This is a genomic window from Rhizobium sp. P1_E6 (assembly GCF_056405875.1).
This window is the reverse complement of sequence record NZ_JBFUBG010000085.1, coordinates 1-20616: the sequence shown is the minus strand read 5'-3', so window position 1 is coordinate 20616 and position 20616 is coordinate 1. Positions and strand designations below refer to the sequence as shown.

23 protein-coding genes are annotated in these 20616 nt (G+C 60.4%); 15 read left to right on the top strand and 8 right to left on the bottom strand.

The annotated features are described in order from the left end of the window. Positions 1-75: 75 nt before the first annotated feature. The 5 genes from AC1D35_RS28100 to ccoN are packed head-to-tail and all read right to left on the bottom strand — an operon-like array spanning position 76 to position 3665. Positions 76-261: a hypothetical protein gene (locus AC1D35_RS28100; RefSeq protein ID WP_477941201.1), complete on the bottom strand. Its 186-nt coding sequence runs from the start codon at positions 259-261 to the stop codon at positions 76-78. 12 nt (positions 262-273) lie between these two features. Continuing rightward, on the bottom strand, positions 274-1137 hold the full coding sequence (gene ccoP / locus AC1D35_RS28095) for a cytochrome-c oxidase, cbb3-type subunit III (RefSeq protein WP_113301990.1): 864 nt from the start codon (positions 1135-1137) through the stop codon (positions 274-276). Position 1138: 1 nt separating this feature from the next. Continuing rightward, positions 1139-1291, bottom strand: coding sequence for a cbb3-type cytochrome c oxidase subunit 3 (locus AC1D35_RS28090; RefSeq protein ID WP_112546975.1), 153 nt, complete (start codon positions 1289-1291; stop codon positions 1139-1141). A gap of 8 nt (positions 1292-1299) precedes the next feature. Then, positions 1300-2034 carry a cytochrome-c oxidase, cbb3-type subunit II gene (ccoO, locus tag AC1D35_RS28085; protein WP_477941198.1) on the bottom strand — a complete coding sequence of 245 codons (735 nt, stop codon included), beginning with the start codon at positions 2032-2034 and terminating at the stop codon, positions 1300-1302. A gap of 8 nt (positions 2035-2042) precedes the next feature. Continuing rightward, on the bottom strand, positions 2043-3665 hold the full coding sequence (gene ccoN, locus AC1D35_RS28080) for a cytochrome-c oxidase, cbb3-type subunit I (RefSeq protein WP_113312163.1): 1623 nt from the start codon (positions 3663-3665) through the stop codon (positions 2043-2045). A gap of 233 nt (positions 3666-3898) precedes the next feature. On the opposite strand from ccoN, the gene AC1D35_RS28075 reads away from it, so the two are divergent. The 5 genes from AC1D35_RS28075 to AC1D35_RS28055 all read left to right on the top strand — a co-directional run bounded on the left by AC1D35_RS28075 (position 3899) and on the right by AC1D35_RS28055 (position 9784). After that, entirely contained in the window at positions 3899-4627 is a 729-nt protein-coding gene (locus AC1D35_RS28075) for a Crp/Fnr family transcriptional regulator (protein WP_477941196.1), read from the top strand. A gap of 17 nt (positions 4628-4644) precedes the next feature. Then, positions 4645-6570 (top strand): hybrid sensor histidine kinase/response regulator, encoded by a 1926-nt coding sequence (locus AC1D35_RS28070; protein WP_477855598.1) that lies wholly within the window; start codon positions 4645-4647, stop codon positions 6568-6570. Between the two features lie 562 nt (positions 6571-7132). Continuing rightward, on the top strand, positions 7133-7585 hold the full coding sequence (locus tag AC1D35_RS28065; RefSeq protein WP_113301984.1) for a pseudoazurin: 453 nt from the start codon (positions 7133-7135) through the stop codon (positions 7583-7585). Between the two features lie 58 nt (positions 7586-7643). Then, positions 7644-8171 (top strand): YcnI family copper-binding membrane protein, encoded by a 528-nt coding sequence (locus tag AC1D35_RS28060; RefSeq protein ID WP_477855600.1) that lies wholly within the window; start codon positions 7644-7646, stop codon positions 8169-8171. Between the two features lie 23 nt (positions 8172-8194). Then, positions 8195-9784 (top strand): copper resistance CopC/CopD family protein, encoded by a 1590-nt coding sequence (locus AC1D35_RS28055; protein ID WP_477941193.1) that lies wholly within the window; start codon positions 8195-8197, stop codon positions 9782-9784. An 18-nt stretch (positions 9785-9802) separates the two neighbouring features. Here AC1D35_RS28055 and AC1D35_RS28050 read toward each other — a convergent pair whose 3' ends face one another. Then, positions 9803-10261, bottom strand: a complete 459-nt coding sequence (locus AC1D35_RS28050; RefSeq protein WP_113510006.1) for a hypothetical protein — start codon at positions 10259-10261, stop codon at positions 9803-9805. A 3-nt stretch (positions 10262-10264) separates the two neighbouring features. Beyond that, positions 10265-10420: a hypothetical protein gene (locus AC1D35_RS28045; protein WP_007823775.1), complete on the bottom strand. Its 156-nt coding sequence runs from the start codon at positions 10418-10420 to the stop codon at positions 10265-10267. 158 nt (positions 10421-10578) lie between these two features. On the opposite strand from AC1D35_RS28045, the gene AC1D35_RS28040 reads away from it, so the two are divergent. The 6 genes from AC1D35_RS28040 to AC1D35_RS28015 all read left to right on the top strand — a co-directional run bounded on the left by AC1D35_RS28040 (position 10579) and on the right by AC1D35_RS28015 (position 16168). Further along, on the top strand, positions 10579-11121 hold the full coding sequence (locus AC1D35_RS28040) for a cytochrome c oxidase subunit 3 (protein WP_477941191.1): 543 nt from the start codon (positions 10579-10581) through the stop codon (positions 11119-11121). Next, complete coding sequence (locus tag AC1D35_RS28035) at positions 11118-11399, top strand: cytochrome C oxidase subunit IV family protein (protein WP_113312170.1); 282 nt, start codon at positions 11118-11120, stop codon at positions 11397-11399. The genes AC1D35_RS28040 and AC1D35_RS28035 overlap by 4 nt, the downstream gene beginning before the upstream one ends. A 223-nt stretch (positions 11400-11622) precedes the next feature. Continuing rightward, positions 11623-12075 (top strand): c-type cytochrome, encoded by a 453-nt coding sequence (locus AC1D35_RS28030; protein ID WP_113301978.1) that lies wholly within the window; start codon positions 11623-11625, stop codon positions 12073-12075. 18 nt (positions 12076-12093) lie between these two features. Beyond that, positions 12094-13434 carry a cbb3-type cytochrome c oxidase subunit I gene (locus tag AC1D35_RS28025; RefSeq protein ID WP_113312171.1) on the top strand — a complete coding sequence of 447 codons (1341 nt, stop codon included), beginning with the start codon at positions 12094-12096 and terminating at the stop codon, positions 13432-13434. A gap of 27 nt (positions 13435-13461) precedes the next feature. Further along, positions 13462-14274 (top strand): CbbQ/NirQ/NorQ/GpvN family protein, encoded by an 813-nt coding sequence (locus tag AC1D35_RS28020; protein WP_113312172.1) that lies wholly within the window; start codon positions 13462-13464, stop codon positions 14272-14274. 7 nt (positions 14275-14281) lie between these two features. Beyond that, entirely contained in the window at positions 14282-16168 is a 1887-nt protein-coding gene (locus tag AC1D35_RS28015; RefSeq protein WP_477941188.1) for a nitric oxide reductase activation protein NorD, read from the top strand. Between the two features lie 151 nt (positions 16169-16319). On the opposite strand, the gene hemN is transcribed toward AC1D35_RS28015, so the two are convergent. After that, positions 16320-17672, bottom strand: coding sequence for an oxygen-independent coproporphyrinogen III oxidase (hemN, locus tag AC1D35_RS28010; protein ID WP_477941186.1), 1353 nt, complete (start codon positions 17670-17672; stop codon positions 16320-16322). Between the two features lie 261 nt (positions 17673-17933). Here hemN and AC1D35_RS28005 point away from each other — a divergent pair, with 261 nt between their 5' ends. Genes AC1D35_RS28005 through AC1D35_RS27990 form a run of 4 tightly spaced genes read left to right on the top strand, consistent with a single transcriptional unit; the run spans position 17934 to position 20410 of the window. Further along, positions 17934-18218 carry a DUF2249 domain-containing protein gene (locus tag AC1D35_RS28005; RefSeq protein WP_113301974.1) on the top strand — a complete coding sequence of 95 codons (285 nt, stop codon included), beginning with the start codon at positions 17934-17936 and terminating at the stop codon, positions 18216-18218. A gap of 15 nt (positions 18219-18233) precedes the next feature. Then, entirely contained in the window at positions 18234-19607 is a 1374-nt protein-coding gene (locus tag AC1D35_RS28000; RefSeq protein WP_477855607.1) for a hypothetical protein, read from the top strand. Continuing rightward, the gene (locus tag AC1D35_RS27995) at positions 19591-20118 is read left to right on the top strand and encodes a DUF2249 domain-containing protein (protein ID WP_113301972.1); all 528 of its coding nucleotides are present in this window, start codon (positions 19591-19593) and stop codon (positions 20116-20118) included. Before AC1D35_RS28000 ends, AC1D35_RS27995 begins: the two co-directional genes overlap by 17 nt. Then, entirely contained in the window at positions 20105-20410 is a 306-nt protein-coding gene (locus AC1D35_RS27990; protein ID WP_113301971.1) for a metal-sulfur cluster assembly factor, read from the top strand. Before AC1D35_RS27995 ends, AC1D35_RS27990 begins: the two co-directional genes overlap by 14 nt. The last annotated feature ends 206 nt before the right edge of the window (positions 20411-20616 follow it).

Below are 20616 nucleotides of genomic sequence, written 5' to 3'. Positions count from 1 at the left end.
GGCCGCATCCGGAGAGATGGACGCGGCCCTGGAGGACAACGGGGAGAAGCCGCTGGGACGTCCTCGTTTGCAGATCTAGCGGCTCGTCGGGTTGTGATCTTTGAGGCAGATCAAGCTTACGATCGAACTGCCGATCCTTGCGGGATCCTCCTGCTCACAGGCCGGCGGGGCGGACTTTGCACGCATCGACACACGCGAACGGATCACCGCGCGTGGGGTGCCATAAAGTGCAAGGAGTGCGTTATGGTCATGGTTCRTCATCATGCCGGCCCCTCATAGGCCGCCGCCGAGCGAGTGGACGAACACGGTAAGTTCCTTGACGGTCGTGTCCCCGAGGCGCGCGGACCAGGCCGGCATGACACCATGCTTCGGAGCCGCGACCTGGCGAGCGATGGCGTCCTCGCCCCTGCCCTTCAGCCAGATGGCATCGGCAAGATCAGGCGCGCCCATATCCGGCTTGCCCTTGGCATCCTCGCCGTGACAAGCCGCGCAATTGTCGATGAACAGCTGCTTGCCGGGTTCCACGAGGGCTTCGTCCGATGGCTTGTTCGTCAGGCTCCAGACATAGGCGGCGACCTGCCGGATCTGATCCTTGTCGAGCATGTCGGCGAAGGCCGGCATTTCGGAAGCATGTGCCTCTGGGTCGCCGTCGAAACGGATGCCGTGGGCGATTGTCGTCTGGATGGAATCAAGGTCGCCGCCCCAGAGCCAGTCGTCGTCGTTGAGATTGGGAAAACCCGGCCCGCCACTTGCACCCGAACCGTGGCACGGGGCGCAGTTGACCTTGAAGGCAGACGCGCCGCCGGCGATCGCAAATTCGCGAAGGGCCGGATCGGCGTCGATTTCCTGCACGGTCTTGGCGGCGATCATGTCGTGGAACCTCGTCTGCGACACCTTGGCCAGATCGAGGTCCTGCTGCAGTTCGGCGCGGCTGGAAAAACCGAAATAGCCTTTCGTGGCCGATGTGATCATCGGTATGGCCGGATAGGCGATGGCATAGCCGATGGCCCACAGTATCGTCGCGTAGAAGGTCCATACCCACCACCGGGGCATCGGATTGTTCAGTTCACGGATGCCGTCCCATTCATGGCCGGTCGTCTCCACGCCGCTGATTTCATCGATATGTTTGTCCGACATCTCAATCGTCCTTCAGAGGAATGTTGGCGGCATCCTTGGCGGCCTGCTTGCCGCCGGGACGGAGCGTAAAAATCACTGCTCCGATGAAGAAGGCCGTCATTGCCAGGAGGCCCCAGCTGTCGGCGAAGTGCCGCATTGCGGTGTAGGTTTCCATGTTTCACCTCATCGGTAGCCGGTGGCGTCGTCATAGGTCGAGAAGTCGACAAGCGTGCCAAGCATCTGCAGATAGGCCACCAGGGCGTCCATCTCGGTGAGCTTGGAAGGATCGCCGTCGAAATCGCCGACCTTGGCCTTGGGGTACCGCTCGAGCAGTGCTGTCGTATCGGCATTCGGGTCGGCCTGCGCCTTCATGTCCACCTCCGCATTGGCGATCATGTCGTCGCTATAGGGCACGCCGACATCCACATTCGCCTTGAGGTCCATGCCGACCTCCTTGACGGTGACCTCCTGCTCCCTGAGGAAGGCGTAGCTCGGCATGATCGATTCCGGCACCACGGCTCGCGGGTTCGACAGGTGCTGGACATGCCACTCGTTGGAGTAGCGCGCGCCCACGCGCGCCAGGTCCGGACCAGTGCGTTTCGAGCCCCATTGAAAGGGATGGTCGTACATGGATTCAGCGGCCAGCGAATAATGGCCGTAGCGCTCCACCTCGTCTCGGAACGGCCTGATCATCTGGCTATGGCAGAGATAGCAACCCTCGCGGATGTAGATGTTGCGACCTGCCAGCTCGAGCGGCGTATAGGGACGCATTCCCTCCACCTTCTCGATCGTGTTCTGCAGGTAGAAGAGCGGAGCGATTTCGACGATACCGCCGATGCTGACCACGAGCAGCGAGCCGACCAGAAGAAGGGTCGCGTTTTTCTCGAGGATCTGATGTTTGTCCAGGATTGATGCCATGTGTCACCTCACTCGGCAGCCTGTGCCTGCGGCACATAGGCAGAAGGAATTTCGGCTTCGTCGCGCAGATGGCCGCGGATGGTCATGAAAACGTTCCAGGCCATCACCAGGCCGCCGGCCAGGTAGAGACCACCGCCTAGCGTGCGCAGCACGTAATAGGGGAACATCGCAGCCACGGTTTCGGCGAAGGAGTAAACGAGGAAGCCCTGGGAATTATATTCGCGCCACATCAGGCCTTGCTGGATACCGGCGACCCACAGGACCGCCGCATAGACGACGATGCCGAGCGTTGCGAGCCAGAAGTGCCAGTTGACCATGCGCAGGCTGTAGAGGCGTTCGCGACCCCAAAGCTTCGGCGTCATATAGTAGATCGCACCGAAGGTGATCATGCCGACCCAGCCGAGCGCACCCGAATGCACGTGACCAATGGTCCATTCGGTGTAGTGGCTGAGCGAGTTCACGGTCTTGACCGACATCATCGGCCCTTCGAAGGTCGACATCCCGTAAAAGGCAATCGCAACGATCATCATGCGAATGATGGGATCGGTGCGGATCTTGTCCCACGCGCCAGACAGCGTCATCAGGCCGTTGATCATACCGCCCCAAGAGGGCATCCAGAGCATGATAGAAAAGACCATGCCGAGGGTCTGCGCCCAGTCGGGGAGCGCGGTATAGTGCAGGTGATGGGGTCCGGCCCAGATATACATGAAGATCAGTGCCCAGAAGTGGATGATCGACAGCCGGTAGGAATAGACCGGGCGGTTGGCCTGCTTGGGCACGAAATAATACATCATCCCGAGGAAGCCGGCGGTYAGGAAGAAGCCGACGGCGTTATGGCCGTACCACCACTGCGTCAGGGCGTCCTGAACGCCCGAAAACAGCGAGTAGCTCTTCGAGCCGAGGAAAGAGACCGGCACTGCGAGATTGTTGACGACGTGCAGCATCGCGATCGTCACGATGAAGCCGAGATAGAACCAGTTCGCCACATAGATATGTGGCTCCTTGCGCTTCAGGATGGTGCCGAGAAAGACGAGCAAGTAGGCAACCCAGACGATCGTCAGCCAGAGGTCGACATACCATTCAGGCTCGGCATATTCGCGCGCCTGGTTGATGCCGAGGACATAGCCGGTCGCGGCCATGACGATGAAGAGCTGGTAGCCCCAGAAGACGAACCAGGCGAGGCTGCCGCCGAACAGGCGCGCATGACAGGTGCGCTGGACGACGTAGAACGACGTCATGATCAGCGCATTACCGCCAAAGGCGAAGATCACCGCCGAGGTATGGACGGGCCGAAGCCTGCCGAAATTCAGATAGGGGGCGAGGTTGAGATCCGGGAATGCCAATTGGGCCGCAATCACAACGCCCACGAGGAAGCCGACGACGCCCCAGAACACGGTAGCGATCAGGCCGTAGCGGATCACCTCGTCGAAATAGCCGGTCAGATCGGCTTTCGGCAACCGGCCCGCCGGCGAGAAATCCACCTTTCTCACGAGAAGCAACGTTCCCACGAAAAGGCAGAAGCTCAATATCCCCATGTGGATTGAAAATAGATGGTCGTGGGCGAAAGCAGCGCCAAGCAGTGCCAGGAATGCTCCCACGGCGACCACCATGGTTTCCGCAGTATAGTTCATGATGACGTCCCCAGTGCGCAGACGACCACAGGGCGGTCGCCTTTCTCGTACGTTGAGGAACGACTGTCACGACCCCCACAACCGCTCCTTGATCCAGGTCAACGAAGGCGTGGCTTTGTCCGTTGTTACAGACTGTTACAGAGTCTTACCCTTTGGCACCGTCCGCTCATTCCGCTGTGACTGAACACCTTTCTATTGGCCTCACAGTCAATCAGGGCACGGGGATTATCGGGATGTTGATGCAAGGCCACCAGGCATTCGAGAACGTCGATCTTGGCGCAAAGGCAGTTCAGAGCAACTGCCTGTCGGCGCTTTTCCAGATGTCGGCGACCGAAACGATCGAGGCAGGAAAGGCGATCTGCTGGGAGGGGGATGCCGCACGGCATCTGTTCCAGATCACCGAGGGCGTCGTGCGTCTCCACCGCATCATCGGCGATGGACGCCGGGTCATCACCGCCTTCCACTTCGCCGGTGACGTTGTCGGCTCCTTCCTGCAAGGCGACTTCTTATTTACCGCCGAAGCAGTGACGGATTGCAAGATCCGCCGTCTCTCGCGCAAGCAGTTCCACGAGGAAGTTGAGCGCTCGGAGATTCTGCGGCCGGCCTATATCAATCTGCTCTGCAGGGAGACCGCGTCGGCCCACGATCAACTTGTGCTGCTATCCAGGAAAAATGCCGAGGAGCGCCTCTGTACCTTTCTCATGAAGCTTGCGACCCGTCACGGCGAATCACTCCACCAGGGGCTGCTCGAGGTGCCGATGAGCCGACAGGACATCGCCGATTATCTCGGCCTGACCATCGAGACCGTTTCCCGCTCGATCAGCAAGCTCGCCCAGAGGAAAATCGTCACTCCGGACGGTCGGCATAATCTGCGTATCGTCAATCTTGCCCGCCTCGCGCAGTTATYGGGCAATGTGGATGATTTTTCGGATAGAACCTGCCATAGGGGTAGCGTCCACTGATTGCGGAACGAACGTTTATGCCCCATCGTCTGATCTCGCCGCGCACCGCATCGCCCCAGGAACTGGACGCGCTCGTGCATGTTCTCGACGGGGCTGATATCATCGTCCACCGGCTCGAGGGCACGATCACTCATTGGTCGATCGGCAGCGAGAATATGTACGGCTGGACCCGCGAAGAGGCCGTCGGCGAGACCGTCTACGGTTTGCTCGATACCCGCTTCCCTGAACCGATGGACGCCATACGCGCGCATTTGACGACACGGGGCTTCTGGCAGGGCGAGGTCGTTCATCGTCACAAGAACGGTCACGACATGCACGTGGCAACCCGCTGCGTGCTCGTCAACCTTCCCGATGGTGATCCCGTCGTCATCGAGGCAAACAGCGACGTCAGCGCCCTGCGCAAGGCAGAAGAGGCCGTGCGGGCGCGCGAGGCCCATCTGTCCTCGATCCTCGACACTGTGCCCGACGCCATGATCGTCATCGACCAGGGCGGCAATGTCATGTCATTCAGCAAGGCGGCCGAGACGCTTTTCGGCTTCACCTCTGAAGAAATCTGCGGCCAGAACGTCAAGAAGCTCATGCCCGAACCCTATCGCGCTGCCCATGACGGATATCTCGACCACTACATGCAGACGGGCGAGAAGCGGATCATCGGTTACGGTCGCGTCGTGACGGGCCAGCGCGCCGATGGCACCCAGTTTCCGATCGAGCTTCATGTCGGCGAGGCGACGGCAGACGGCGAACGCATCTTCACCGGCTTCGTTCGCGATCTGACAAGCAGGTTCAAGATCGAGGAGGATCTTCGCCAGGCCCAGAAGATGGAAGCCGTGGGTCAATTGACCGGCGGGCTGGCGCACGACTTCAACAACCTGCTGACCGTGATCAGCGGCAATCTGGAGATGATCGAGGACAAGCTCCCGGCAGGCCCGTTGCGCGACATGCTGCAGGAGGCCCAAGATGCCGCAGCCGACGGCGCAAAGCTTACCGGACAGCTGCTGGCCTTCGGAAGACGCCAGCCGTTGAACCCGAAGCAGGCCGATCTCGGCCAGCTCGTCACCGGCTTTTCGGACTTGCTACGAAGGACGCTCGGGGAAAACATTCGACTGTCGACCGTCCTTTCTGGGTCCGATTTCAACGTGCTGGTCGACAGTTCGCAACTGCAGAACGCAATCCTCAACATCGCTCTGAACGCGCGCGACGCCATGCCCAGGGGCGGCACTTTGACCACAGAGGTCTCCCGTGTGCAGCTCGATGCCGACTACGCGAAAATGTATCCGGAAGTCCGCAGCGGAAACTTTGTCCTCGTTTCGATGAGCGATACCGGCGACGGCATGAGCGAGGAGGTCAAGAAGCGCGCGATCGAGCCCTTCTTCACCACCAAGGAAGTCGGGTCCGGAACCGGATTGGGTCTGAGCATGGTCTACGGCTTCGTCAAGCAATCGGGCGGCCACCTGCAGATTTACAGCGAGGTCGGTCGCGGCTCGACGATCCGCGTCTACCTGCCGGCTCTTTCAAGCGCCAGCGCACGGGACGAAGCGACTGTCGGTGACAAGGTCGAGGCCGCATTACCAGGTGGCGATGAACGCGTTCTTGTCGTCGAGGACGACGCGCGCGTCCGCAGGGTTGCGGTCGCCAGGCTCACCGGTATGGGATATGCGGTGATTGAGGCCGACAATGGCCGACGCGCACTTGACCTGCTCAAGAACCAGCCAGACGTCGCGCTTTTGTTCACCGACATCGTCATGCCCGGAGGCATGACCGGCGACGAGCTGGCAAGGGCGGCGCGCGCCGAACGGCCCGACCTCGCCGTGCTGTTCACATCAGGCTATTCGGAGCCGGCTCTGGCGGTAAACGAGGTCATCGCCGGCGCGCAATGGCTTCGAAAGCCCTACACGGCACGCGAACTTGCCCAGAAAGTGCGAGAGCTGATCGACGCCCGGTAAGGCGGGCGCGCGTGGACCTTCTCAAAAAATCCAGCAATCCGATTGTCCGCCGGAATCTTTCTTGAAGGTTCCGCGCACGCGAACGTGCATCCACGGCTTCTCCTGAGGCCGCCGGCCACAGAAGAATGCCGCGATGAATTCTGCCGATGACGGGGTCGGAGGCACCAATGGACCCGACAAGCTCGCCGGGCGGATAGATATCTATTAGAGGCGCGACTGCGCGCCCATTTGAGGTCGCCGCCATCCTGGAATCGGACTAACGGCCTCGTCAACCAGCTGGTTGCATTGCTGGCCACCTATTGCGAGCGCCATGTTTCCGCCTCGACCAGCTAGCCTCCAACAGTTTGTAAGACGTCATGATCGGCCCACGGGTCAATGCCGTCATCAACGTGATTGCCGGCTGCCCGCCGGTTTGGCTGCGTGTCTTCAAAACCAGACCGGGCGAACCGCCGGTCATCCGAATTGGCGCCGCCAATTTGACGGGCATCAAAGAGTAATACGTGTGCATGTCCTAGAACCGCAGCCGAGGCCAGGATCGGCCGCGAACGATAGGAGAAATGCAATGCGTCTGAAATTTGGACTGATCGCTGCCGCGGCAGCTCTAATGGCATCGGCAGCGCCGCTCATGGCCGCCGACCATCAGATCCAGATGCTCAACAAGGGCGCTGACGGCGTGATGGTCTTCGAGCCGGGGTTCGTCAAGATCGCGCCCGGCGACACCGTTACTTTCGTGCCCACCGACAAGAGCCACAATGCCGAGACCTACAAGGGCCTTATTCCGGATGGGGCTGCCGAGTTCAAATCCAAGCCGAGCGAGCAATACCAAGCCAAATTCGACGTCCCCGGCGCCTATGTCATCAAGTGCACGCCGCACGCAGGTATGGGCATGGTGGCGCTGATCCAGGTGGGCGACAACCCTGCCAACCTCGAAGTCATCAAGACCGCCAAGCTTCCGAACATGGTGCGCAAGCGCCTTGATGCCGATCTCGCGCAGGTCGCGCAGGTCACGCAATAAAGCAGGCCCTCACAGGTGGCGGCGCCATGCGCCCCACCTGCGGACCAGGAGACATCTCATGATCAAACACTTTGCGCTCGCCGTGGCAGGCTTTTTTTGCATTGCCGGATCGGCGCAAGCCCACATCACCCTTGAGCAGACCGAGGCGGTATCCGGGAAGGCCTACAAAGCGGTGCTGCGCGTGGGGCATGGCTGCGAAGGCAAGGCAACCATCAGGATCCGGGTGAAAATCCCTGAAGGATTGCTGTCTGCCAAGCCGATGCCGAAGGCGGGCTGGACGCTGCAAAAAATCCTCGGAACCTACGAAAAGAGCTACGATCTCTATGGCAAACAGGTCAAGGAAGGCCTCACCGAGATCGTGTGGCAAGGCGGCTCGCTTGTCGACGACGAATATGATGAATTCGTGTTTCGCGCCACCGTCGCGAAGGAACTGACTGCGGCCACACGCATATACGTTCCCGTCGTCCAGGAATGCGCCGAAGGCGCGGTCGAGCGCTGGATCGACATTCCTGCTGCCGGCAAGACCTCCGATGACTATGAGACCCCGGCGCCGTTTTTCGACGTCGTGGCGCCGCCTCATTCCTGAGACGGATTGGGAGATGGTCGCCCATGGCGCGGAATTTTTCCCTCTGGGCGGCCTTTTGCCTTCTCGCGCGTGTCGCGGGGCTGATTCTGATCATGGCGGCGGGAGCCGACGCCCACGCCGTCCTGATCGCATCTTCGCCCGCAAATAACGATATTCTCCCCGTCGCGCCGGAGAAAGTCCTGCTGCGCTTCAACGAAACCGTCAGGGTCATTCGCTTTAGCATGATCGCCGCCGACGGAGCAGCCAGAGAGATTTCAGCGAGTTCTAGGGATACCGAAATCGAAGCGTCCCTTCCCGCTTCCCTCGCAAACGGCACAATGATCGTCAGCTACAGGGTGGTATCGGAGGATGGACATCCGATCGGCGGATCCATCGTCTATCATGTCGGCAAACCGTCGGCACACTCCAGCAATATTTCCGAGGTGTCGTCGAAGGCACTGCATGCAGCCATCTGGTTTGTCGATATCGGTTCGACGGTCGTTCTCGCCATCATTGTCGGCGGCGCATTTTTCAATCGCTGGCTCGATCCGGCAAGGACGCACGCCGGGTCCCCTGCCCTGGCAACCCTTGCGATCTTGCTCGTCTTGACGGGGCTTTATCTTCAGGGGCTGGACGACATTGGCGCGGGTCTCGTCTGGGCCGGGCTGGAGCCGATCGCCCAGTCTTTCTCTGACCAAACGGGGATCGCCCAATGTCTCAGGCTTGTGGCGATTGTGCTTGCGGTCATGACCTCAGCCCTCCCTTCGCCATCGGCGCGCATAGCATCGGCCACTGCGCTGGTCCTTGCCTCACTCTCCTTCACGCTGACTGGCCACAGTTCCATGGCGCAGCCTCGCTTCATTGCGCAGACATCGATCTTCCTGCACGCTGCCGTCATGCTTTTCTGGGTTGGCAGTCTTCTGCCGCTCCTGGGTCTCAGCCGCACTGCGGACGATCAGCGGTCGCTGCGGTTTTTCTCGCACCTGATCCCCATCCCCTTCGTCCTGATGCTACTGGCAGGACTGCTGCTTGCGATAATGGAAGTACCCCGCATCGACCTGGCATGGTCGTCGCTGTTTGCGCGTGTGCTGGTCATCAAGATCGGCCTTATCGCAGTCTTGTGCATGCTGGCGCTCTACAACCGCTTTTGGCTCACCGCTCCGGCACTGGCGGGAGACCCAGCTGCCCGGCGCAGGCTGGGCTGGAGCATTAGCGGAGAGATCGGGCTGGCGCTTTTGATCGTCGCTGCCGCCTCGCTGTGGCGTTTTGCGGGCCCTGGGCAATATCAATATGCGCATGCCCAACCGCCGGTGTCGCTCCACCTCCATGGGCAGAAGGCAATGGCGGAACTCGAACTGACGCCGCAACCTGAAGGCACGACCGATATCCGCGTTTCGATCCTGACGCCGCAATTCGATCCGATGCAGCCACGAAGCGTATCTCTGAGCCTGCGTAATGCCTTGCGGGGGATCGAGCCTCTCAAGTACGGCCTCGCAAATGCTGCCGATGGCACATGGACCGCAAGTAACCTGCCGCTTTCAGATATCGCAGGCTGGAGAGTGGACGTTCAGGTGCTGATCGACGACTTCAACCTCGTCCATCTCGAAGGCGACCTTCCGGCAGGAACCGACTAGACCATAGGCCTGCCTGGATCACGCCATGCCGAGCTCGGCTCTGGATGGCTCGTCTATCCGCCTAATGATCCGACGCTGGGCAGCGATATGCCGACGCAAGGCACAAAAAAACGATCTGAGCAGGTAGTTGACCGCGTCGAAGGACAGCAAGCAGCGGCCATCTTGCAGCGCCTGTAGCACCTCGACCACATCCTGCGCCGACTCAAGATTGAAAAGTCGACCAGCCTCGAGGTGGTCCTCCGTCTCGGATCGCTCGCTGCCGCTCATGATCGCTCCCAACCAGCCCGAACCAATCTGTTCCTCCAGTCGGTGACTGGTCAGAAGCAGAGGAAGGAGCCCGTCGGCGACCGCGCCGCAGAGCCGCTCATCGATGTGGCATGGCAGAAAATCGGCGATCGCCTCAAGAAGATCGCACCAGGACAAGAGCTCGCCATAGCGCGCTTCGAGCTCGTGAAAAGCGCATTTCGTGCTGCTCATCGCTCACCTCTGGAGGAACAGGCTCGCGGCAATGGCGATCGCAGCGATGACCGCAGTCACGACGCCTGTCCGTTGCAGTACGCCCATCCTGTAGAGCATGATCGCGAAGATCACGATGACAGGTGTTGCTATCGAAAGTCCGATTTGTGCGTCGCTCATGAGCTCTCCTTTTCGGGCGCAGGATAGCCAGTCACGGCGGGCACTTCTTTGAGATCGATCAAAGAGACTCCGGCTCGACGAGCGGCTCATCCGGAGGGACGCACGCTTGTTTGCGGTTTTACAAAGACGCGGGCTCTGCCTCGTCATAAACACCGGCCATGACCTCGACAATCTCAAGCCAAGACGTGCGCGATACCGACAACGGCGATCTTTTGGTATGGATCCTCGCCTGGAGCGAGCTGGTCGCCTTCGGGGCTTTGCTGACGGCGTTCGTCGTCGCCTCCGTGCTGCATCCGGAAACATTCGCAGCCGGCAAAGCGAAGCTTCATCACGCCCTGCCGATCGTCAACACGATCGTTCTTCTGGCAAGCGGCTGGTTTGCTGCCAAGGCGGTCGAACAGAGCGCAATTCCTCGCCGGCGCATGATGCTTCTAGCGGCGGCGCTGGGCGGGGTCGTCTTCGGCGGGCTCAAATGCATGGAATATGCGTTCGAAGGCGCATCCCTTCTCTCCGGCGATCCCTTCTCGCAACTCTATCTTCTGATCACCGGGTTTCATCTGACACATGTGGCGTTCGGATCGATGATCCTCGTCCTCGTCGCGGTCTTTCCGACGCGGGAAAACGTCCATCTGATCACGACACTCTGGCATGTGATCGACATCGTCTGGCTCGTCATGTTTCCGGTGATCTACCTGCTATGAAACATTCCGATCGTCCGAACTGCTCGCGCGCCTTGCTGCTGCTCCTTGTTCTGACGGGCTGCATGTTCATCCTGACGCGTGCCTTGCCGGACGGGGTGCCTCCGGCTTTGATCGCCTTGGTGATCGCTGCCATCGCCATCATCAAGATCCGCCTGGTCGTGCTGGATTTTCTCAGGCTTCGTGGGGCGCGGACGCCGTTGATCGCGGCCTTGTCGTCCTGGGCGGCATTCGTGCTGCTGATTGCGGTCGTGCGCGCCACCCTGCAATTGTCTGTTTGACGTTTCGCTTCGCTCTTCAAAAGTTGCGGTGTGCAAGCCGGTCGCCCCCGGCCGCAGGCTTCTCTCGCACGCCTCACTGTGCATGCCTCCATCGTGCAATCATCCGATTGCTTGCGAATGAGCAAAGAGCTCACGGTCGAATTCCGCCATTCCCTTCCAGCGAGCCCGCTGGCTCGATTTCCGACGTCACGGCGGCACCGCCACTGACATGAAAGGATGATCGATGGCTGAACGCCTGACAAAAACCGCGGCCCGAAACGTGTTCTACGGCGGGTCAGCATTCTTCTTTGCCATATTCGTGGGCCTGACGGCCCACAGTCACTACTACATCCGGACGGTCTCCACGGATGAGGCGACCCTGACGGAAAGCGTCGCCCGGGGGAAACATGTCTGGGAAAAGAACGCCTGCATCAACTGCCACACCCTCGATGGCGAGGGCGCCTACTTCGCGCCGGAACTGTCGAACGTCTGGATCCGCTGGGGTGGGGACAAGGATCCGGCGAATGCCCGCGAAGCACTCCACGCATGGATGGCGGCACAACCCTCCGGCATAGAAGGTCGACGGCAGATGCCGCAATTCAATCTGACAGACCGGGAGGTCGATGACCTTGCCGACTTCCTCGAATGGGTCAGCAAGATCAACACTCAAAACTGGCCCCCGAACCAGGCCGGCTGACAGCGAGAGGGTATAGAAATGAAGTACAAGACCCAGAGCATTGCAATGCTCTATTTTTACGGAGCTCTCGGCCTGTTCATGGCGCAGCTCCTGTTCGGTGTGCTCGCCGGCACCATTTACGTGCTGCCCAACACGCTATCCGTCGAACTGCCCTTCAACATCGTACGCATGATCCACACCAATGCACTGATCGTCTGGTTGCTCATGGGCTTCATGGGAACGACCTATTTCCTGCTGCCGGAGGAATGCGAAACCGAGCTCTACAGCACCAGGATCGCAATCGCGCAGTTCTGGATCTTTCTGATCGCGGCGGCAGTCGCCGTCGTCGGCTATCTCTTCCATATTCATGAAGGCCGCGAGTTTCTGGAGCAGCCCTTCGCGATCAAGGTCGGGATCGTGATCGTGGCGCTGATGTTCCTCTTTAACGTCACCATGACGGCGCTCAAGGGACGAAAGACGACCATCACCAACATCCTGCTCTTCGGCCTATGGGGTGTCGCGATCTTCTTCCTCTTCGCCTTCTACAATCCCGTCAATCTCGCACTCGACAAGATGTACTGGTGGTATGTCGTCCACCTCTGGGTCGAGGGCGTCTGGGAACTGATCATGGCCTCGGTGCTCGCCTTCCTGATGATCAAGCTGAACGGTATCGACCGGGAAGTGGTTGAAAAATGGCTCTATGTCATCATCGGACTGGCGCTTTTTTCAGGGATCCTCGGCACCGGCCACCACTATTACTGGATCGGCGCCCCCGGTTACTGGCAGTGGATCGGATCGCTCTTCTCGACGCTCGAAGTGGCACCCTTCTTCACCATGGTCGTCTTCACCTTCGTCATGACCTGGCGCGCCGGCCGCAAGCACGAAAACAAGGCCGCCCTTCTCTGGTCGATCGGTTGCTCGGTCATGGCATTTTTTGGTGCAGGCGTATGGGGTTTCCTGCATACGCTCTCGTCGGTCAACTATTATACGCACGGCACGCAGGTCACCGCGGCCCACGGACATCTGGCCTTCTTCGGCGCCTATGTGATGCTCAACCTTGCGGCAATGGCCTATGCTGTCCCGCAGATCCGCGGCCGCGCCCCCTATAATCAATGGCTGTCGATCGCCAGTTTCTGGATCATGTGTACTGCCATGTCGGTCATGACCTTCGCGCTCACCTTCGCCGGCATCATCCAGGTGCACCTGCAGCGGGTCCTCGGCCAGTCATACATGGAAGTTCAGGATCAGCTCGCCCTCTTCTACTGGGTAAGACTCGGCTCCGGCATCTTCGTGTTCATCAGCGCCCTGATGTTCATCTGGTCGGTGCTCGTTCCCGGACGGACGCGCGTCGCAAGCCCAGTGGTCCAGCCCGCCGAATGAGGCGGGCCATTTTTCTGGAGAACAATGATGACGATAGCCTTCAATCATCCGCTCAATCCCGACGTTGAAATACCGCACTACGCGCCCCAGGGTAACGAATGCGTACTTTTCGAACACGCCTGGACGCGACAACTCCCGATCCTCCTGAAAGGGCCGACCGGCTGCGGGAAGACCCGCTTCGTGCAGCACATGGCCGCCCGCCTCGGCCTGCCTTTGTCGACGGTCTCCTGCCACGACGACCTCACGGCCGCCGATCTTACCGGCCGATACCTTCTCAAGGGCGGCGAAACGGTCTGGATGGACGGGCCACTCACCAAGGCCGTTCGGGATGGCGGCATCTGCTACCTCGATGAAATCGTAGAGGCGCGCAAGGACGTGACGGTGGTTCTCCACCCGTTGACGGACGATCGGCGTATCCTGCCGCTCGAGCGGACCGGCGAAGTGCTGCAAGCCGGTCCCGGTTTCATGGTCGTGGTCTCCTATAATCCCGGGTATCAGAACCTGATGAAGGCGCTGAAGCCCAGCACGCGACAGCGGTTCGTCTCGATCGAATTCGACTTTCTTCCGCCGGAACGGGAGATCGCCACGGTGTCCCTGGAAAGCGGTCTTGCCGAGGCCAGGGTCGCGCCACTCGTCGAACTTGCCCGGCGCCTGCGCGCGCTCAAGGGCCAGGACCTGGAAGAAGGCGTTTCGACCCGCCTGTTGATCTACTGCGCTTCGCTTATCGACGCAGGCCTGCCAGCAATCGACGCGGTACGGGCAGCAATTATCGAGCCGTTGACAGACGAACCGGACGTCAAGGCCGCCCTCGTCGAGGTTGCCAGGGCCGCGATCGGATAGGTGAAGCATGCTGGAATTTCTGGAACTCGAAGAGACGGTGGGGCGCGCCTGGCATCGGCTGGTCGGCGACACCAGTTCATGGCCACATCATCCTGCTGCGGCCGTTCACCTTGCGGAGCTAAGACCGCAGCTTGCCGTCTGCTTCAGGGCATTCGGCGGAGACGCTACGCTGCAGATCCAGAGAGCACGGCAGAAAACCTCGATGCACAGGCTGCGGCTGAGACAAGTCATCGGCCTCGGCGAGGAGAGGTCCGACCATCCGGGCTGGGACGGCACGGCAATCCATCTGCCTGATGTTGTCGATCTTTTCGACGAGCGCTCGCTCAACCGGGATCTCTATTTTTGGCTGTCCGCCTATGTGGCGACCGCACCGTCCGTTTCGTCCCCTGCCGATCCGGCTCTCGCCGATCTGTGGCGGATCGAAACGGGTCGGGAAAATTCCGCCCTGGTCATCCAGAAGTTTCCCGGAATGGCGGCACGCTATGCGCGGCTGACCCAGGCGCTGCTTGGCTGCCGGAGGCGCGGGAGGCTTCCTCAAGCGGAACGGTGGATTGAGGAATTCGCCCAGCTGGCACTCACCGTTCCCTTGCATCATCCCCTTCCCGACACCATTCGCCCGAAGATAGCGGCCGCCCCCGCCGGTTACCTGCCGATGCTGCCTCTGCCGATCTGGCCGGATTTCAGGGGCCGCAGCGAGTTAAGCCCATCCGAACGCGATGACCTTCCATCCGATCAGGCAGGTGACGACCGACAGGCGCGACCGTCGCATGAGGCGACGCGCAAACGTGACGCTGACGACCGCAAGCGTGATCCCTTCATACTGAACCGCTTCGAGAAGATCCTCGCCATGGCGGAGATGGTCAATGTCGATCGCCCGAGCGATGACAGCGAAGAGGACGATCCGGCGGCGGCCAATGAACTCGAGGAGATCACGCTCAGCGAAACGCGCGAACGGCCGAAATCCAAATTCCATTTCGACCTGGACCTCTCGCCGGAAGCCGCCGACCCGACGATGATAGACGGGGAGTTCACCTATCCGGAATGGGATTTCCGGAAGAGCCAATATCTTGCCGACCATTGCCGCGTGGTGGTCGGCTCGCCGTCAGACAAGGTGGACCAGGCAATCATCAGCGACGCCGCTCTCGTGCGCAAGGTCAGGCGCCAGTTCGAGACGCTGCGACCCAAGCGGGAACTGCGAAGGGCTCAACTGGACGGAGATCAGATCGATCTCGAAGCGGCCATCCGCTCCCGCATCGACTTTATCGCCACCGGTCAGCCGGACGACCGCATCTACGCATGCGCCCGCCCCGCCTGCCACGAACTTGCGACCTCGATCCTCGTCGATGTCTCCTTGTCGACGGACTCCTGGGTCGACAATCGCCGGGTTCTCGACGTGGAAATGCAGGCGCTCGACGTCCTTGCCCGCGGTCTGCAATCCTGCGGCGACCGTTTTGCCATCCAGACCTTCACGTCCAGGCGTCGCGACTGGGTTCGCATCGACACCATCAAGGATTTCGAAGAGACTTTCTCAGCCAAAACCGCCGGCCGTATCGCCAGCCTCAGACCCGGTTACTATACGCGCATGGGAGCGGCCATCCGGCACATGTCCAGGCAGCTGGAAAGCGACGGCGCAAGAAAGAAGCTGCTGCTTATCCTGACGGATGGCAAACCCAACGACGTCGATCACTACGAGGGTCGCTTCGCCCTCGAAGACAGCCGCAAGGCCGTTATGGAAGCGCGCACGAAAGGACAGGCGGTCTTCGCCGTGACGGTCGATCGCAGCGCCGGCGACTACCTGCCGGCAATCTTCGGTAGATCCGGGTTTGCACTCGTCTCGAACATTTCGAAATTGCCAAGCGCGCTGCCTGCGATCTACCGGAGTTTGACGGCTTAGCGGCGCGAAAGACCGAGCCGCCTCTAAGCGAAAACCAGGCGGAATCGCTCCAGCCTGGTTTTCTCTGCATTCATCAGGGGGGCGAGGAATGACCGGCAGGCGCTTGCCGCCGATCGCCTGCTGCTTGTCAAAACGGGGCGGTCAGCAGGAATCATGCCGCCTTGCTGTGCGTCCGGCCGAAGGAGCCGAGATAGGCATCGAAGGCTGCTGCGACGGCACGAACCAGGAAGCGATGCTCCTTCGAGACGGCGATGCGACCATTCTCGATCGTCACCACGCCATCCAACACGAGGCTGTCCAGCCGGTCGTTCCGCTCGAGGAGGAAGCCGGTATCATAGCCGTCTTCCGCGCCGAGTTTTGCGAGATCGACCTTGAAGTCGCACATCAGCCGTTCGATCACTTTGGCGCGAAATTTGTCCTCACCGGTCAGCCCATAGCCTTTGGCCGTTGCGAGAATGCCGGAAGCGATCTGCTCGGCATAGCGTCCAAGGGCGACATGATTCTGCACGTAGCCACCAGGCAACCGTCCGATTGCTGAGGCCCCGAGGCCGATCAGGGTTTCGCATTCGTCCGTCGTGTAGCCCTGGAAGTTCCGCCGCAGCGTACCCGAGAGCGAGGCAATGGCGAGCTGATCGTCGGGCAATGCGAAGTGGTCGAGGCCGACACGAACATATCCGGCGCCCTCCAGCTCCCCGGCAATCGCCTCGGCCTGCTCGTTGCGTTGCGTGGCATCGGGCAGTGCAGCTTCGTCGATCAGCCGCTGGTGCTTCTTGAACGCCGGCACGTGGGCATATCCGAAAACGGCGAAACGCTCCGGCCGCAGCTCGACCGCCGTTCTCACCGTCTCAATACAGGATTGGACGGTCTGATACGGAAGTCCGTAGATAAGATCGAAATTGATACTCGTCACACCATAGCCTCGAAGCCCCGTCACGGCGGCCTGGGTCTGCTCGAAGCTCTGGATCCGGTTGATCGCTTTTTGGACCACCGGGTCGAAGCTCTGGACGCCAAGGCTTGCGCGGTCGACGCCGTTCTCACCAAGAGCGGCAATCATTGCGCCCGACAGGGTCCGCGGATCAATCTCCACCGCAACGCTGCCGTCGCTCGTAAACTGAAACGCGCTCTTGAGCTTGTTCATCAGGCTCGCAAATTCGTCCGGCTTCATGATCGTCGGCGTGCCACCGCCGAAATGAACATTCTTAACTGGAACCTCGTTTCGGGCCGCCTGCGATACCAGTTCGATCTCCTGGTTCAAGACGTCGAGATATTCGAGCACGGGTGCGTCCTGGCGCGTAATCGTCGTGTGACAGCCGCAATACCAGCACATGGAGCGACAGAAGGGAACATGCAGGTAGACGGAGACGGGTCCCGAGGCTGAGACCTCTGAAAGACCGTGTGCATATTGCTCCGGCCCGACGGCCGGCGAAAACGCAGGCGCAGTCGGATAGCTGGTATAGCGTGGCAGGCGGGCCTCGCCATATTTGGCGATCAGGGCATCGGACATTTCGGCTTCCTTCATGAGAATGTCATGATGTGCATATGCCGACGAAGGGGCAGCCTTCCTTGTCCTGGATCAACAACGACCCGCATGACGCTGACAACAGTGAGCCAGGCACCGGCGAGCGCCGAGAGTGACAGACAAAATCGCCCGGTTGTTTGCTCACTGTCAAAGTCGCCTATTCTGCACCCGGCTATCTTCCGCTCCGATACAGGGCACGCCGCGGTCCGGTCATTCGTCATCTCGCGGCAGAAGGAAACAGCCATAATGACAGACGCGCCAGCCACCCAGACCGCTATTGCGCACATCGACGTGCGGATACTGCCGCCCGTCGAACGCCATCCCCGGATCTTCGGCACGTTGAATTCGCTGACGCCGGGCCAGAGCCTCCACATCACCAGCGACCACGAACCCCGTCCCCTTCAGTACCAGCTCGACACCGCCCTGCCCGGAAAATTCTCCTGGGAATATCTGGAACAGGGACCGCATGTCTGGCGTGTGGAGATCACTCGCCTTGATGCGGGTTGCGACTGCTGCTGCGGCAGCCACTAGCGCCGGAGACGCGCCATGATGCCCGTGGGCACGACCCTGTCGCGGTGGACGATGTCGTATTTCGGCGCGGCACTGTCTTACCTGCTGCTGGCAGAGTGCCTGCTGGCAGCCGGCGTCTGGATGCCTTCTCTCGATGTTGCCGAACCTGGAGCGCTTGCCATCGTCCATGCTGTGACGCTCGGATGGCTTCTGCTTCTCATGATCGGCTCACTGCTTCAGTTCGCGCCGGTCCTGACAGGCAATGAAAGACCTGCCGGCCACTTCGACCTGATCGCATTTGCCGGTCTGCTCGCCGGCCCGGCGCTTCTCATGCTGGGCTTTCACCTGATCGCTGTCGGGTCCGCAGCTGCCGGCCCGGTCATGATCGCGGCTTGCGTCACACTTTCACTTTCCATCGCCGTTGTCTCGCTGCCGCTCTGCGTGCTGCTATGGCGGGGAAGACGGGTGCATACCGCCTCTCTCCTCGTTCTCCTCGGTATTGGCTGCCTTCTCGTCACGACCGCCTTCGGCGCCCTGTTCGCGCTGACGATCTCCGGCCTGGTAGGAGCACCCGCAGTCGTCGCCTACGGCATGGAAACCGTGGCCTTCCATGCGAGCTTCGGCCTTGGCGGATGGATGACATTCGCGGCGATCGGCGTCAGCTACAAGCTGCTTCCGATGTTTCTGCTGTCCGACGATATGCGCAGGGCTCAGCTCATTCGCCGATCAAGCACGCTGGCGGTTCTGCTTCTGTCGACCGCAGCGATCGGTGCTGCCGTCGCACCCAGTTTGGCGCGCGCCGTTTTCCTGTCGGCCGCTTTGCTGTTTGCATTGATTGTTGCTGCCTACCTCTTCGAAATTTACGGAACATATCGCGCCAGACGCCGTCCGGGGCTCGAACTGAATACGCTGGGATCGTTGCCGGCTTTCGCGATGCTCGGCCTCTCCGTCGCCCTTCTTGCCTTGTCCCTGTTCCTCGAGGCAGAGACGCGTATCGTGTCGGCGATCGTCTATCTCTTCGTATTCGGCTGGCTCACCGGCTTCGGTCTCGCCCAGCTCTTGAAGATCGTTCCATTTCTCACCTGGATCGAGGCCTTCGGCCCGCTTCTTGGCCGCAGGCCGACGCCGAAGCTCGGCGAACTAATCAACGGACGCCGGGCCGGCGTCTGGCTTGGCCTTTTCTACCTTTCCGTAGTTGGCGCCGCGATCGCGCTCTGCTTTGGATCGGACATGGGTTTTCGCATGTTCGCAGTCGTGCAAACCGCATCGACCTTCGCGCTCATCGTTGAGCTGGTGCTCGCCCGCGCGCTGGCGAACGTAGAACCCCGGATCAAGACCGCACCATTTCATAAACCGGCGCTGTTCGTCGCCGCAAACCACAGAGGTAACGCCAATGGTTCAGTTCCGTGAACTCGACGTCCGACAGATTCTGCGCAATGGCGGGATGCCATTCCAGCTCATCATGGACACATTCGACGGCCTAAATCCCGATGAGGGTCTGAAGCTGCGTGCGATATTCGAGCCCGTCCCATTGATCCGCCAGCTCGAAAAGCGCGGCTACTCACATGTCGCAAGGCGTCTGGCTGACGATGATTGGGAAATCGAGTTCATTCCGAACAAGCCCATCCAGCGGACGGAACCCGCCGTCGCCGCGACGGAAGCGGCCTGGCCTGATCCGGTCTGGAACCTCGATCTGACCGATCTTGCGCCACCTGAACCAATGGAGCGCATTCTATCTCGACTGGAGACGATGGAGGACGGCGAGGTTCTGTTTGCCCTTCTCAACCGGGAACCTGTCTTCCTCTTCAACGAATTGAAGGCACGGGGCCACGAATGGGTCGGCAATTTCGATGTTTCCGGCAAGACCTATCGAATCATGATCAGGACAACCACGGGAGATCAGAACAATGCTGGCGTCTGAGGTGACGGAACAGGACGTACGCAATGCGTTGCGCGAGATAGAAGACCCCGAAATGGGAACGAGCATCGTCGACCTCGGTCTGGTCTACGAAATCGATGTCACCGAGCCTGCTGTCGTGAAGATCAAGATGACCACGACCACCCGCTTCTGTCCGGCATCGGGCTATATTGCGGAGGCGGCGCGTCAGCGCGTTGAGGATATTGCCGGCGTAAACCGAGCCGTCGTCGACCTCGTCTACGAACCGGCCTGGTCGCCGGACATGGTGTCGCTCTTCGATCTGCCGAAGACCTGAGACTGTGCAGTCATGCCCGGATGGCCGCCCGCTGCAATCACGGGCAAGCCGGCGGCGCGAAGGCGTCAGTCCAGCTTGAAGAAGAACATGCATTGGCAAGCTTGCTGGTCGAATGCGCGATGCTGGAAGTCACAACGACCCTCGCCCTCGCGTTTCGGCCAATTTGGGCAGCAGCAACGACGTAAGGGCGAAGGTAAGGGCGAAGG